The organism is Mycolicibacter arupensis (assembly GCF_002086515.1).
In the GTDB taxonomy this organism is placed as follows: domain Bacteria; phylum Actinomycetota; class Actinomycetes; order Mycobacteriales; family Mycobacteriaceae; genus Mycobacterium; species Mycobacterium arupense.
In genome coordinates this window covers 53,572-67,343 of record NZ_MVHH01000009.1, presented here as the reverse complement: position 1 = coordinate 67,343, position 13,772 = coordinate 53,572, and the positions used below count along the sequence as shown (strand labels likewise).

Below are 13,772 nucleotides of genomic sequence, written 5' to 3'. Positions count from 1 at the left end.
ACAAATTCGCGTATTTGTGCCACGATAACACGTGGGTGCGAGCCGGCCGCGGTCTGCGCGTCGGCCCAGCTCAACCGCAACATGACAGGATGAACGACATGGCCGGACCGGCAGCAGTCAATGTCGGTGAGCCCATGAGTGGCACGGCGGGCGCCATCCTCGACGCCGCCCGCGTGGAGTTCGCGCGGCATGCTTTTCGCCGAGCCAACATCGATGCCGTCGCCCAGCGTGCCGGCGTGAGCCGGCGAACGTTGTACCGGCACTTCCCCACCAAGGAAGCGCTGTTCGAGCAGCTCGTGGAGACCGACACCCAGGCCCTCTTCCTCGAGCTGGCACAGGCCGCCCGGGCGCAGGATGCCGCGGGCGCCATCGTGGAGTGCTTCACCCTGGCCATGCGCCGCATCACCGAGAGCCCGCTGGCGACCGCCATCATCGAAACCGAGCCGGAACTGCTTGTCGGCATCAACACGCCCAGCGGTGAGAAGGCACTGCTGCGTGCCAGTCACCTGGTTGCCGCGACGCTGCGGTTGTGCGGCGTGACCATGCCCGACGACACGGTTCTGCCCGCAGCGGAGATCCTGGTGCGCCTGGTGGGATCGCTGCTGACTAACCGGGCGGGGGTCCTCGACATCAACGACACCGCCGCCGTCCGCGAGTACGCGCAGACCTACCTCGCCCGCCTGGTCTGGTGACGGTGCGTCAGGCCAGCTGACCTGCGGGCGTGTAGTCGTTTGCGTCGCTGGTGAATTCGGGCTTGCCGTAGGTCTTCAGCCGCAGTTTGACGAGCCGCACCATGTAGTCGTCGGTCATCTGACGCAGCGCAGGGACCCGGTTGGCCCACCGCACAACCATCAGACGCCCGATGATGAACGGTGCCGTGATACCGACGCGCAGGTAGTCGCCCAGGCCTATCGAGACGCCCTTGGTCTTGGCGGCCGCGCGGTCGCCGTTGCAGAACGCCTTGGTGAATGCTGTCTTGCTGTAGCTCTTCTCGACCGCATCGGCGATACGTTCCCACCGGGTGTCGACCGGTCGCAGGTAGGCGGCCATGGTCGAGCGCACCATCTCCCCGCAGGTGGCGTCGTCGAAGTCGTCGCGCAGCAGCGCCGCCCGGGTGTGGAAAAGGTGGATGATCTCGCCCGCGGTGGTGGGCAGCAGCTCCTCGGGCAGGCCCAGAAGAAACGCCCGGTAGCGGGTGAATTCGACCACGGCGCGCTCACGTGGGGTGAATTCGGTGCGCCCGGCGCGCTGGGCGTCGGTGGCCAGCAGGTAGAGATTGATCATGCCGGCCGGCATCTGGTCGACCTGCGGCACCGGAATGCCGTAGACGTCGGCATCCCACTTCTCCGAGCGTTTGAGCGCGTTGTAGCGCACCATCGAGTGCATCAGGCGCACCATGGCGGCCGCTTCGAAGCCGGGGCCGTGGCGCTCCAAGGCTCCGGGCAGCGTGGTCACGGCGAAGAAGCTGGCGGTCTCGTTGACCCGACGCGCCGAGCGGCGACCGGACAAGGCGCCGGTCAGGGCCATCGGCAGCGCAGCGTAGGTGTTGACGAAGGTGGCGATGAACGCGCCCCGGGTGACGAACGGCGCGATCAGGGCCGCCGGGACTCGCGAGTGCCGAGCGCCCTCACGCACCAGCTCCATGTCCAGCCACGGCGGTGTCGTCTCCATGTCGGCGATGAATGCCACCAACTCCGGCGGTGCGTCGGCGACCGCATCGATGCCGTTCCGGCACGCCGACTGAAGCATGCCGATCAGGGCAGAGACGCTGTATTCGGACATCAGGCTCGCGTAGGGGTCTGCCACCACGTCGCCCAGCAGGGTCGCGGTGCAGATCAGCTCGACGGCCCGTTCATCGGTCAGGTAGGGAGCTCGATCGGCGACCCACTCCGGGAGTGAGGACTGGTCAGCTGGATCGGTGGTGGTGCGGAAGGGCTGCTTCTCGAAGTCGATGTCGCCGTAGAGACTCGGCTGCAATTCGCGCTGACTGCGCACACGGTGGGCCAGCTCGGGGTAGTACGTCGGCATCGCGAGTCTCCAGATAACTAACACATTGTAAGTGACACAAGTAACAGATTGTTAGTTAGGATGTCAACCATGTCTTCAGGGCAGTCGCGGCGGCGTTTGACCGCCGAGGCCCGGCGGCGTCAGATTCTCGACGTCACCCACGCGATCGTGGATGCCGAGGGTTTCCACGCGGCCACCCCGAATCGGATAGCGGGCGAGGCGGGGATCAACCGCTCCCTGATCTATCAGCAGTTCGGCGACCCGGCGGGCCTCTTCGTCGCCCTGATCGATCGCGAAATCGCTCGGGCGGGCGCCCAGTTCGCCGAGGTGATCGCCGCGGGGGCGGATTCCGGCGGGGATGACGACCTGGTCGACAGATTCGACAGCGTGATCAAGGCCGCCGATGCGCATCCCGCGACCTGGCGACTCTTCCTGTTCCCGCCCCAAGGCGCGCCGCCGGAACTGCACCAGCGACTTGGGCAGGCCCAAGAGATCGTGCACGCCTACTTGGTCAGTGAGTTGCTACGCAGCTACCCCGACCAACCCGACGCCGACTACACCGCCCGGGTGCTGCAGGCGGCCGCGCGCGAACTCCTGCAGTTGCGGCTCCGCGATCCTGCCGCCGCCACCCGCGAGCGGCTGCACGCGCTGGCCGGGTCGCTGGCGTTGCGTGCCGGCACCCCGGTGCGGTGACGGCGAGGGGTCAGTAGCCGCCGTTGTGCGCCAGTATTCTGCGCGGGTTGTCGACCAGCATGGTGTGCAGCTGCGCTTCGGTGACGCCACGTTGGCGAAGGGCGGGGATGACGTCGTTGTGGATATGCAGATAGTGCCAGTTCGGGGCGGTCACCGAACTCAGTTCGCCTGGTAACGCATCGAAGTAGCAGTTTGCGTCGTGGGAGAGCACCATCTTGTCGGCGTGGCCGCGTTCGCAGAGCTGCGCCACCGTGTTGACGCGGTCCTCGAACGGCAGGATCGCGTCGATGCCGAATCGGTCCATGCCCAGATAGGAGCCGGCCGCGATCAGCTCCTCCAGGTAGCCCAGGTCGGTACTGTCCCCGGAGTGCCCGATCACCACCCGGGACAGGTCCACCCCTTCTTCTTCGAAGATGCGCTGTTGCTCGAGGCCGCGGCGGGAGCCGGCGTGGGTGTGGGTGGATATCGGGGCCCCGGTGCGGCGATGGGCTTGCGCCACCGCGCGCAGCACCCGCTCCACCCCGGGAGTCACGCCGGGTTCGTCGGTGGCGCACTTGAGGATTCCCGCTTTGATCCCCGTGTCTGCGATGCCGGACTCGATGTCGCGAACGAACATGTCGGCCATGATCTCTGGGCCGTCCAGCAGGGTGCCGGGGCCGCGATAGTGATAGAAGAACGGCACATCGTTGTAGGTGTAGATGCCGGTGGCGACCACGATGTTGAGTGCGGTACCCGCCGCCACCCGGGCGATCCGGGGAATGTAGCGGCCCAGCCCGATCACCGTCAGGTCGACAATCGTGTCGACTCCGGCGGCCTTCAACTCGTTGAGCCGGGTGATCGCATCGGCCACCCGGGCATCCTCGTCGCCCCAGGCCTCCGGATAGTTCTGGGCGATCTCGGTGGTCATGATGAACACGTGTTCGTGCATCAGGGTCACGCCCAGATCTGCGGTGTCGATCGGCCCGCGCGCGGTATGGCATTGCGACATGGCCCGATCGTAGGGAGCATCCCCGACGGCCGGTCGCGTTCGCAGAGAATCGCCTAGTGCTCCAACAGGTTGTCGCGGATTCGCGCGTAGGAGTGGGTGAACAACTCCACTTCGCGGGGACTCAGTGAATCGAACAGGCCCGCACGCACCGCGTGCACATGTCCGGGCGCGGCTGCCCGCAGCTTGTCGGCGCCCGATCCGGTGAGCTCGGCGAACAAGCCGCGCTTGTCCTGCTCGCACCTGACCTGCTGGACCCAGCCGGCATCGGTCAATCGCTTGACCGCGCGGGTGACACCGCTGCGCGTGGTCACGGTCATATCGGCCAACTCGTTCATTCGCAGTCGGTGCGCCGGAGCCTCCGACAGCAGTGCCAGGATCTCGAAATCGGCCAGGCTGATGCCTGCGTCGGCGGACAGTTGCCGGTCCAGGCTGCGCAGCAGCAGTCGTGTGCTGTCGAGGTAACCGCGCCACATCCGCTGCTCCTCCTCGCTGAGCCATTGGGTCGCCATGCCCTAAATATAGTTGACGACGTGTCGATCTGCCAGGCGCGTCACCTGTTTAAACAGGGCATACCGTCGGGAATGCCGGACAAAGTAGTTGCGTTAGCAACTATCAGCTACAGTGATCAGCAACGAGCCAAGGAGGCCCCGCCGTGACGAGCACCGGTATGCAGTTCGGCATCTTCACCGTCGGTGACGTCACCGTCGACCCCACCACTGGTCGCGTGCCGACCGAAGCCGAACGGATCAAGGCGACCGTCACGATCGCCAAGAAGGCCGAAGAGGTGGGCCTAGACGTCTTCGCCACCGGCGAGCACCACAACCCGCCGTTCGTGCCGTCGTCGCCGACGACCCTGCTGGGCTACATCGCGGCGCAGACCGAGCGGATCGAACTGACCACCTCCACCACGCTGATCACCACCAACGACCCGGTGAAGATCGCCGAGGACTACAGCGTGCTGCAGCATCTCGCCGACGGACGAGTGGACCTGATGTTGGGGCGCGGCAACACCGGCCCCGTCTATCCCTGGTTCGGCAAGGACATCCGCGCCGCGCTGCCGCTGACGGTGGAGAATTACCAGCTGCTGCGCCGGCTGTGGCGCGAGGACGTCGTCGACTGGAGCGGGCAGTACCGCACCCCGCTGCGGGGGTTCACCCTGGCGCCGCGTCCGCTGGATTCAGTTCCGCCGTTCGTCTGGCACGGGTCGATTCGCAGTCCCGAAATCGCAGAACTGGCAGCACATTACGGTGATGGGTTCTTCGCAAACCACATCTTCTGGCCGCCATCACACACCAAGGCGATGGTGCAGCTCTACCGTCAGCGCTTCGAGCACTACGGCCACGGAGGTGCCGACCAGGCGATCGTGGGCCTGGGCGGCCAGGTGTTCCTGCGGCCCAACAGTCAAGACGCCGTGAATGAATTCCGGCCGTACTTCGACAATGCCCCGGTCTACGGGCACGGCCCTAGCCTGGAGGAGTTCAGTGCCCAGACGCCGCTGACGGTCGGGTCGCCCCAGCAGGTGATCGACAAGACCTTGAGCTTCCGGGACTATGTCGGTGACTACCAACGCCAGCTGTTCCTGCTGGATCATGCAGGCCTGCCGCTCAAGACCGTTCTGGAGCAGCTCGATCTGCTGGGCGAGCATGTCATTCCGGTGTTGCGCAAGGAATTCGCCGTCGGTCGGCCCGCGCATGTTCCCGGTGCGCCCACGCATCAGTCCCTGGTCGCCGCGGCGCGGCAACCACAGATTCAGGAGGCATCATGAGAGTGGTTGCCATCAGCGGCGGCCTGCGTGAGCCGTCGACCACCCGACTGCTGGTCGACCGGCTCGCTACGGCAGTAGGTGCCGAGCTCGGCGAGGCTGACGTTGAGGTCATCGAACTGCGCCGGCTGGCCCGTGCGATCACCGATGCGCTGGTGACTGGGTTCGCCTCGCCGGAGCTGGCCGAGGTGTTCGACGCCATCGCCGGCAGTGACGGAGTGATCGCGGTGACGCCGACGTTCAATGCCACATTCAGCGGACTGTTCAAGTCGTTCTTCGATGTGCTTCCCGAGCAGACCCTCGACGGGCTGCCGGTGTTGATCGCTGCCACCGGAGGAACCGAGCGGCACTCCTTGGTGCTTGACCATGCGCTGCGGCCGATGTTCAGCTATCTGCACGCCCTGGTTTCGCCTACCGGGGTGTACGCCGCCACTTCGGACTTCGGAGCGGATCGATCCGGAGCGGCGTTGTCTGAGCGAATCGCCAGCGCAGCAAGAGATTTCGCCCGCCTGGTGCGAGTGAGCGGTCCTCGGCCGCACCCAGACCAGTTCGCCGATGAACTGACCGAGATTCAGGGCTTGCTGACCGGCACGCGCTGACTGACACAACTGACAAGGGAGAGATGGCAATGACGAAGTTGGCGGTTATCTACTACTCGGCCACCGGCCACGGCACCGCGATGGCGCAGCGGGTGGCTCAGGCCGGCGAGGCGGCCGGTGCGGAGGTCCGGGTGCGGCACATCGCCGAGACCCGCGATCCGGAGACTTTCGCCGGAAACCCGGCGTGGACCGCCAACCACGCGGCAACCAAGGATCTGCCCGCGGCCACCGGCGACGACATCGTCTGGGCCGACGCCGTCATCTTCGGATCGCCCACCCGGTTCGGTTCCCCCGCAGCGCAGTTCCGCAATTTTCTCGATGGATTGGGTGGGCTGTGGGCCAAGGGCGAACTCGCCGACAAGGTCTATGCCGGGTTCACCTCGAGTCAGACCGCTCACGGTGGGCAGGAAGCCACGCTGTTGAACCTCTATGTGTCCCTGATGCACTTCGGGGGCATTCTGGTGCCGCCGGGCTACACCGACCCGATCAAGTTCGCCGACGGCAACCCTTATGGCGTGGGGCACATCACCGGGCCGGACAACCAGAATTCGCTCGACGATGCCACCCTGGCAGCACTGGACCACCTGGCCACCCGGGTGGTGGGCGTTGCCGCGAAACTCACGGCGGGCTGATCGCCGGCCTCAGCCCACCCACACCGTCTTGAGGTTGCAGAACTCGCGGATCCCGTGCGCCGAGAGCTCTCGGCCATATCCGGAACGCTTGATGCCACCGAACGGCAACTCCGGGTAGGACACCGTCATCCCGTTGATGAAGACCTGACCGGCTTCGATCTCCTCGGCGAAGCGGCTGATCTCGGCCTCGTCGCGGGTCCAGGCGTTGGACCCCAGCCCGAACGGGCTGTCGTTGGCGATCGCGATGGCCTCGTCGATGTCGCGGGCGCGGTACACCGATGCCACCGGGCCGAAGACCTCTTCGGTGAAGATCGGCATGTCCCGGGTGATGTCGGTGATCACGGTGGGCGGATAGAACCAGCCAGGCCGGTTCAGCCGCTTGCCGCCGCACCGGATCACCGCGCCACCGGCGGCCGCCGCATCGACCTGCTGGGCGACCTCGTCCCGGCCCCCTTCGGTGGCCAGCGGCCCGACATCGGTGTCCGGGTCGGTCGGATCGCCGACCCGAAGCGCGGACATCTGGGCGACGAATGCGGTGACGAACTCGTCGTAGATATCGGTGTGGACGATGAATCGCTTTGCCGCGATGCAGGATTGGCCGTTGTTCTGCACTCGCCCGGTGACGGCGGTGCGTACCGCGGAGTCCAGGTCGGCTGAGGGCATCACGATGAACGGGTCGCTGCCGCCCAACTCCAGCACGGTGGGTTTGATCTCGTCTCCGGCGATCGCGGCGACCGAGCGTCCGGCGGGTTCGCTGCCGGTCAGGGTTGCCGCCGCCACTCGGGGGTCGCGTAGGACGCGCTCGACGGCGCCCGAGGAGATCAGCAAGGTCTGGAAGCAGCCGTCGGGAAAACCCGCGCGGGCCAGCACGTCGGCGAGGTAGAGGGCGGTCTGAGGCACGTTCGACGCGTGCTTGAGCAGTCCCACGTTGCCGGCCATCAGGGCAGGTGCGGCGAACCGCACCGCCTGCCACAGCGGGAAGTTCCACGGCATGACCGCCAGGATCACCCCGAGCGGCTGGTAGCGGGCGAATGCCCGGGACGCGTTCACCTTCGACGCGTCGGCCTCCTCGTCGGCCAGCAGCGTCGCAGTGTGGTCGGCGTAGAAGCGGAAGCCCTTGACGCACTTGAGCGCCTCGGCTTTGGCCGAGACCAGGGTCTTGCCCATCTCCAGCGTCATCAGGGCGGCGACGTCATCGGCTTCGGACTCCAACAGATCAGCCGCGGCGTGCATCCACCGGGCGCGCTGCGCGAAATCGGTGCGCCGGTATTCGAGGAAGCGATGCGCCGCGCGGGCGATCGCGGCGTCGACTTCCGCGTCGCTGGCGGCGGGGAACGTCTTGACCGTCTCGCCGGTGGCCGGGTTGGTGGTGGCGATGGGTGTGGCGGGCACGCGGAACCTCCTACGGGGTGCTGCGATAGGACGACTGCATGTCCAGCCTGCCATCTTCTGACCGCGTAGGCTCGCGACGAGCCAGGGTCACTAGATCGATCACGGGAGTTGCCTGATGCGTTTCAACCCACCGCCCAACTGGCCGCCCGCGCCACCTGGCTGGGCGCCGGACGCTAACTGGGCGCCAGATCCGACGTGGCCGCCCCCGCCGCCCGGCTGGCAGTTGTGGGTGCAAGACGGCGCCGACGTTCCCCCGGGTGTGTACCCGCCCTATGGCGCGCCGTGGCCACCTCCGGGCCCCGAGCCCAGGTCGCGCAGGGGTTTGTGGCTGTCGCTGGGGGCCGCCGGTGTGGCGATCGTGGTGGCACTGGGGCTGGTGCTGAGCCTCGGCGGCCGGTTCACCGCCGAGGACAAGCCGTCCCGCAAGCCCGACATCACGACTTTGACGTCGGAGATGTTGGTCGAGCGGGCCGCGTTCCCGGACCCGACCGGCGGCAAGTGGATCAGCGGGGTGGACAGCGCCGGTGACGCTCCGCCGGACATGCCCAACCTGACCGTCGACCCGCCGGAATGCGCGGACTTCTACTCCAGTCCGTCGACCGCCACGCAGACGGCGACGGCGACGCTGGCGAAGCTGCAGCCCGGCGGCTTGCGCACCATGCGGGTGCGCCTGGCACTCACGCCGGACCACCCGAATCTGAAGCGATTCGTGGACAAGTGCAAGACGTTCACCCAGACGTTCGAGCAGGGCGGTCGGTCGGTGACCACCGACATCCAGTTGAACACTCTCGATGCGGAGGGAGTGCCGCCCTGGGCGGTCGCGACGGTGATCACCAGCGCGAGCAAGGCCGCTAGCCGATTGCCGATCTCGATCACGGCCGCCACCATCTCGGGCTATTACCGCGGTGTGCTGGTCGTGGCGACCAGCAACAACGTCGGTCTGCGGATGGAGGACGGCGAATCGGACGAGCAGGCACAGGCAGAAGACCTGGTCAAGCTGTTCAACACGCAGATCGAGAAGCTCGAGGCTGCGCAGTAGCTCGATCGCGGTCGGCTCGGCCTATGGCGGTGGCCCGCTGCCCTCGACTCCGTCGGGCTTGGCCTAGGGCGGTGGCTCGCTGCCCTCGACTCCGTCGAGCTTGCGACCACCGCTTGTGACCACCGCCGTGTCTATGGGCGCTGGCCCGCGTCGCCCGACTCCGTCGGGCTTGCGACCACCGCCGTGGCAGCCAGGACAGCCACGGACACCAGCGCCGCAAGCTGTACCCCCGCGGAGTGGCCGGCGTAGCCGTCCACCGACCGCCAGGGATGCCGGCACAACATCGTGCCCGCGAAAATCAGGCCACCGGAGCTCAACCCGAGTCGTGCGGCATCGAAGGCGCGCTGCCGATTCCGCAACGTCAGCAGCAGAACCAGTGCGGCCCCGAACACGGCAGCTCCGACGACCCCGGCAATCAGGAAGCCGACCGTCAGCGCACCGGTTGCCGCCACATTGCGACTCGGCCGCCAGGGCTGCACGGGCGGGCCGGGATCGCGTCGCCGACGAGCCGGCCACCAAGCCAGCAACGCCAGCAGCGGCAGCAGCGCCAACCCGACGGCCATTCCCAGCCGGTACATCCGGTTGGGACCGAACGTCAGGGTGACTGTGCCGTCGGTGCCGGCCGGCAGCACGAAACCCTGCTGCCAGCCGTTGACCACCACCGGCGTCAGCCGAGCGCCGTTCGGTGCCCGCGCCACCCAGCCGCCGTTGATGCTCTCTGGGACCACCAAAACCCGAGCGGTTTTCGACCCCGGGACCCTCACCTCACGCCGTTCCGCGCCCCAGCTGCCGAGCTCGGCGGGAGTTGTCCCAGCACGGGGGGTGGCCACCGGCGGCCCGGACAGCAGCGCACTGTCGACCACAAACGCCGGACCGGGGCTGACCATCAACTCCTGCGCGCCGGGGGGTAACGCGATCGGACGTTGGTCACACGCCTGTGCCGGTATCGGCTTGTCGTCGAGCAACGCCCCGACGGTCGTGCTGATCGAGGTGTGCACGAAGCGGCCTGCAATCGCAATGATGGGCCCGTGATCGCAGTCGACCCGGACCTCACGTGACCGGTTGCGGGCGGGATCGGCGGGAGCGACGGGCCGGCCGTCGGCCCCAAGCACACTGACCTCGGCCAAGCCCGGCGGCTTGAGCTGATCGAAGCCGATAGCGGTGCGGTCGATCACGTCCTCCCAGGCCAGCAGGCTGATGGCGACGGTGTCGGTCACCCGCGGCAACAGCCGCACCTGCTCAGTGTCGGTGTCCGTCAGTTCCCGGACCTGTGGCCCCGAGCCCAGGTCGATGGCCACCAGAGTGGGGCGCGCAGGCAGCGGAGACTGGCTGGGCGTGAACCGCACCCCGGTCACCTTGACCGGTTTGGGCAACGTGATGGTCAGCGTCGGCGGGGTGTGGTGAGCGACCACGCGCTGCGAGGCCGTCCACGCGGTGCCGGGATCGCCGTCGGCCGCGGCATAGGCTGCCCCCAGCGCGTCGAGAACGTCCGCGTCACCGCGGGCCCGGAGGCTGCCTGGCTCGGCGATCAGGTCGATCAGGTTCGGTCCCTGACGGGGCCGCACCCAGACGGTCGGGGTCACCTGCGTAGGCCGGGGGACGTTGAGGGTTCGGCTGAAGGTGGCCGGTTCCTCGGGCTCCAGCATCATCGACGCCGCACAGCGAACCGCGCCGGCGGCGGGCGCACAGCCGGCCCGGCCCGGTAGCCCAGCACCCAAGTCCCACTGTGCCACCTGTGCGCCGGCGGGTGGCGCGGGAACCACGGCTGTGTGGCGCAGGTCCACCGGATGGGCGAAACCCGAAGCGTCGTACTGGGTCACGGCCAGATCTGTTATGCCGAACTGCACCCCCGGTGAACCGTCATCGGTCCCTGATGCCGTGATTCGCACCCACGGTGTCTCGCCATAGGGCAGTGCAGCAATGAGAGGCTCGCCGGCGCGGTCGAACCGCAGGGTCGTGGTGCCGTTGACCGTGGAGATCTGAATCCTGCGTACCTGTGCCCCGACGGCGGTCGCGCTGGGGATCACGGTGATGGTGCCGTTGGTCAGTGGGTGATCGAAATCCACCTGCAGCCACTGGCCGACCGCGGTCTGCAGTGCGTTGGACACCCATGCTGTTCCCGAGTCGCCGTCGATGGCGGAGGCCGGTGAGGTCGACGGGGCCACATCGGGCAGTGTGGTGGCATCCGAGGACGAGCTGGATGCGGTGAGCCGGCCGCCCATCCACCCACCGAACACGGTGCTGGCTCCAGGAGCCGGATAGTCCGGCACCCTGCTCAGCGTGTGCCGGGGGTCGCCGGCCGCCCGGATCGTCGACGAGTGGTCGTCGACCCGGCCGTAATCGGTCTCGCGGGACAATGGCGTGTCGGTGACGGTGACCACCGGAGTGCCCAGCTCTGCGCGCCGGGCATCGGCGGTCATCAGAACCGGGCCCAGCGGCGGCTGGCCCAGGAGCCGTTGGTGCTCGTCGAGTCGCAGCAGTACCTCGGGTCCGCCGTCGACCCTCGGCATCGCGTCGAGGTCGGTCAGATAAGGCGCACCGGGGTTGGCGGCGGTCGGATCACCGACTCGGTAGATCTCGATCGCCGGGTAGGCAGGCCGCAGGCCGCTGTCCGCGACGAAACCGGGGACCGTTCCCGTCCCGACCGGATCGCCGAACTGGGCAACCCGCCGCAGGCCAGGTGAGCCGTCGACAGAGCGATGCACCAACAGGGGCCGCGCCGATCGCGAGGTGTCGGGGTCCAGATCGTTGCGCACCACCAGGTAGGAGATGCCTTGGCGGGCCAGGGTGTCGGCGAGGCCGGCAGAGGGACGGCCGGCGGCGAACAGGCGCTGCACCGAGTCGAGCGCCCGGATGGTCTGCGGCGGGGTCAGCGGGATCGAGTCACGCACGCCCCACGGGCCTACGTCGAGTACTTGCAGGGGCTCGTCATGGCTGGTGCCCCAGGTCTGAGTGGCGAACGGTGCCCCCGGTGCCACCAGGACCCGTCCGGGCGTGGGACCGCCGCCGTTGTGCTCGGTGAGCCAGGCGGCGGCATCACGCCAGTACTGCGGAAGCGCGCTGAATGTCCCGTGCGGAGTCAACCGGCCGGTCCAGGCCAGCGAGGTGGAGACCAGCAGTGCCGTGAGGACCACCAGGCCGACTGCGGCCGACTTGTGGTGTTCGGGGTGGACGAATGCGCGGCGCCACACCAGCGCAGGCGCGCTGCCGGGCAGCGGGATACGGCCCAGCAGGTGGATGAGGCCCAGCACCAACGGAATCCGGATCACCGACTCGAGCTTGTGCAGGTTGCGAAGCGGGGCTCCGGTGCCGTCGAGGAAGGTCTGTACCGCATGGGCCAGCGGGGAGCCCAGGCCGCCCGCGTAGCCGATCGCCAGCAGCGTCACCCCGATCAGCAGCATGGTGACCAGCCGGCCGGCGCCGGGCGTCCGCCGCGACAGCAGGCCGGTCAGTCCGGCCAGACCGGCTGCGGCCACCAGGCAGGTGCCCAGGATCATCACCGGGCTGGTGACCAGTGGTGCCCCGGCGGTGGCGTTCGGCGCCACGAATGGCGTCCAACTGTGTGTGCCCCGCAGCATCTCGGTCAGCGAGGTCCACCTGGTGGTGACGCCGGCCGATTCGATGAAGTCCAGGAACGGTGGGCTGACCCGGCCCAACAACATCAGCGCGACCAGCCACCACGTCACGGCCAGCATCAGGGCCAGCAGCCACCAGCCGGTGAAGCGCCACCAGCGGCGGGTCGGGCGGTGACACAACCACCAGATGATGGCCGGCAGGCAACCCGCCAGCGTCGCGACCGCGTTCACGGCGCCCATCAGGGCAACCGCGACCCCGGCCTGGCCGGCAAGCATCCGGGCAGGCCGTTGCGGCGTGCCCGATTCGGGATCGCCGGGTGTGCCCAGGGCGCGGATGACCGGCAGCAAAACCCACGGGGCCAGCGCCATCGGCAAGGTCTCCGACGAGATCGAGCCCAGGGTGGTCAACACCCGTGGCGACAGGGCGAACGCGGCGGCGCCGATCAGCCGCGCCGTCGGTGTCCCGATCCGCAACGCCTCAGCGACCCGCAGCAGACCCCAGAACGCCACCGTGAGCAGCGCCGCCCACCAGAGCCGCTGAATGATCCAGCCGGGCAGCCCGAGCAGGTCGCCGACCGCGAAAAAAGCCCCGTGCGGGAAAAGATAGCCATAGGCCTGGTTCTGCACCTGGCCGAAGGGCAACTCGCTGCTCCACAAGTTGACGGCGCGAGCCAGGAAACGCAGCGGATCAGCGGTGAGATCAAGCTTGGTGTCCGGAGAGATCAGGCCGGGTGCCTGCAGCAGGCTACAGGCCAGAGCGACACTGCCGACCAGCCACAACCAGCGTCGGGACAACGGTGCTACTGCCTGCGGCGTCGCCGGCGGTTGGTCGGACGTAGCCGGCGTGCGCAGGTCAGCCGCGGTTGCCGTATTCCACCCTGTTCAATACCGAGGACTGCGGGTCGCCTCCGGCGATCTGGGGTTTGGTGTCTTGCTGCACCATCAGAGTGACGCCGAAGACGGCCGCCGCACCCAGCAACACCCCCACGACGATGCTGATGGCGGCCGGTACCACGAACCGAGGCATGGTCAGGCTCCTCCTGCAAATCTCGTGACGTAGATCTGGGGCACCGTCAAACTCAGCC

At 67.8% G+C, this 13,772-nt stretch carries 12 protein-coding genes; 6 read left to right on the top strand and 6 right to left on the bottom strand.

Translation table 11 applies throughout. The features are described 5' to 3' along the window. The first annotated feature begins 98 nt into the window (after positions 1 to 98). A complete protein-coding gene (locus BST15_RS06680; protein WP_046188701.1) occupies positions 99 to 692 on the top strand; it encodes a TetR/AcrR family transcriptional regulator in 594 nt (197 codons plus the stop codon). Between the two features lie 7 nt (positions 693 to 699). On the opposite strand, the gene BST15_RS06675 is transcribed toward BST15_RS06680, so the two are convergent. Continuing rightward, on the bottom strand, positions 700 to 2,028 hold the full coding sequence (locus BST15_RS06675; protein ID WP_046188689.1) for an oxygenase MpaB family protein: 1,329 nt from the start codon (positions 2,026 to 2,028) through the stop codon (positions 700 to 702). Positions 2,029 to 2,088: 60 nt separating this feature from the next. On the opposite strand from BST15_RS06675, the gene BST15_RS06670 reads away from it, so the two are divergent. Next, positions 2,089 to 2,700 carry a TetR/AcrR family transcriptional regulator gene (locus tag BST15_RS06670; RefSeq protein ID WP_046188688.1) on the top strand — a complete coding sequence of 204 codons (612 nt, stop codon included), beginning with the start codon at positions 2,089 to 2,091 and terminating at the stop codon, positions 2,698 to 2,700. A 10-nt stretch (positions 2,701 to 2,710) separates the two neighbouring features. Here the strand turns inward: BST15_RS06670 and BST15_RS06665 are convergent, their stop codons facing one another. Together BST15_RS06665 and BST15_RS06660 are read right to left on the bottom strand one after the other, a co-directional pair. After that, positions 2,711 to 3,688, bottom strand: a complete 978-nt coding sequence (locus BST15_RS06665; RefSeq protein WP_046188687.1) for a phosphotriesterase family protein — start codon at positions 3,686 to 3,688, stop codon at positions 2,711 to 2,713. 53 nt (positions 3,689 to 3,741) lie between these two features. Next, on the bottom strand, positions 3,742 to 4,197 hold the full coding sequence (locus BST15_RS06660; RefSeq protein WP_046188686.1) for a MarR family winged helix-turn-helix transcriptional regulator: 456 nt from the start codon (positions 4,195 to 4,197) through the stop codon (positions 3,742 to 3,744). A gap of 158 nt (positions 4,198 to 4,355) precedes the next feature. Between BST15_RS06660 and BST15_RS06655 the strand changes: the two genes are divergently transcribed. From BST15_RS06655 to wrbA, 3 genes are read left to right on the top strand one after another with little or no spacing between them, the layout of a single operon-like run. Then, positions 4,356 to 5,453: an LLM class flavin-dependent oxidoreductase gene (locus BST15_RS06655; protein WP_046188700.1), complete on the top strand. Its 1,098-nt coding sequence runs from the start codon at positions 4,356 to 4,358 to the stop codon at positions 5,451 to 5,453. After that, positions 5,450 to 6,049 carry a CE1759 family FMN reductase gene (locus BST15_RS06650; protein WP_046188685.1) on the top strand — a complete coding sequence of 200 codons (600 nt, stop codon included), beginning with the start codon at positions 5,450 to 5,452 and terminating at the stop codon, positions 6,047 to 6,049. Before BST15_RS06655 ends, BST15_RS06650 begins: the two co-directional genes overlap by 4 nt. Before the next feature lie 29 nt (positions 6,050 to 6,078). After that, positions 6,079 to 6,681: an NAD(P)H:quinone oxidoreductase gene (gene wrbA, locus BST15_RS06645; RefSeq protein ID WP_046188684.1), complete on the top strand. Its 603-nt coding sequence runs from the start codon at positions 6,079 to 6,081 to the stop codon at positions 6,679 to 6,681. 9 nt (positions 6,682 to 6,690) lie between these two features. On the opposite strand, the gene BST15_RS06640 is transcribed toward wrbA, so the two are convergent. After that, positions 6,691 to 8,073, bottom strand: coding sequence for an NADP-dependent succinic semialdehyde dehydrogenase (locus tag BST15_RS06640; RefSeq protein ID WP_046188683.1), 1,383 nt, complete (start codon positions 8,071 to 8,073; stop codon positions 6,691 to 6,693). A 115-nt stretch (positions 8,074 to 8,188) separates the two neighbouring features. Between BST15_RS06640 and BST15_RS06635 the strand changes: the two genes are divergently transcribed. Next, the gene (locus BST15_RS06635; protein WP_046188682.1) at positions 8,189 to 9,112 is read left to right on the top strand and encodes a hypothetical protein; all 924 of its coding nucleotides are present in this window, start codon (positions 8,189 to 8,191) and stop codon (positions 9,110 to 9,112) included. Between the two features lie 131 nt (positions 9,113 to 9,243). Here the strand turns inward: BST15_RS06635 and BST15_RS06630 are convergent, their stop codons facing one another. Together BST15_RS06630 and BST15_RS06625 are read right to left on the bottom strand one after the other, a co-directional pair. Then, the gene (locus BST15_RS06630; RefSeq protein ID WP_046188681.1) at positions 9,244 to 13,482 is read right to left on the bottom strand and encodes an alpha-(1->3)-arabinofuranosyltransferase; all 4,239 of its coding nucleotides are present in this window, start codon (positions 13,480 to 13,482) and stop codon (positions 9,244 to 9,246) included. Positions 13,483 to 13,540: 58 nt separating this feature from the next. Then, entirely contained in the window at positions 13,541 to 13,714 is a 174-nt protein-coding gene (locus BST15_RS06625) for a DUF2613 domain-containing protein (RefSeq protein ID WP_013827163.1), read from the bottom strand. Positions 13,715 to 13,772 lie beyond the last annotated feature (58 nt).

Excerpts from the sequence above, each read along its gene's own strand:
- BST15_RS06655 (WP_046188700.1), top strand. The coding sequence starts at position 4,356 with ATGCAGTTCGGCATCTTCACCGTCGGTGACGTCACCGTCGACCCCACC.
- BST15_RS06650 (WP_046188685.1), top strand. The coding sequence starts at position 5,450 with ATGAGAGTGGTTGCCATCAGCGGCGGCCTGCGTGAGCCGTCGACCACC.
- BST15_RS06635 (WP_046188682.1), top strand. The coding sequence starts at position 8,189 with ATGCGTTTCAACCCACCGCCCAACTGGCCGCCCGCGCCACCTGGCTGG.
- BST15_RS06675 (WP_046188689.1), bottom strand. The coding sequence starts at position 2,028 with ATGCCGACGTACTACCCCGAGCTGGCCCACCGTGTGCGCAGTCAGCGC.
- BST15_RS06665 (WP_046188687.1), bottom strand. The coding sequence starts at position 3,688 with ATGTCGCAATGCCATACCGCGCGCGGGCCGATCGACACCGCAGATCTG.
- BST15_RS06660 (WP_046188686.1), bottom strand. The coding sequence starts at position 4,197 with ATGGCGACCCAATGGCTCAGCGAGGAGGAGCAGCGGATGTGGCGCGGT.
- BST15_RS06625 (WP_013827163.1), bottom strand. The coding sequence starts at position 13,714 with ATGCCTCGGTTCGTGGTACCGGCCGCCATCAGCATCGTCGTGGGGGTG.
- BST15_RS06680 (WP_046188701.1), top strand. The coding sequence starts at position 99 with ATGGCCGGACCGGCAGCAGTCAATGTCGGTGAGCCCATGAGTGGCACG.
- BST15_RS06670 (WP_046188688.1), top strand. The coding sequence starts at position 2,089 with ATGTCAACCATGTCTTCAGGGCAGTCGCGGCGGCGTTTGACCGCCGAG.
- wrbA (WP_046188684.1), top strand. The coding sequence starts at position 6,079 with ATGACGAAGTTGGCGGTTATCTACTACTCGGCCACCGGCCACGGCACC.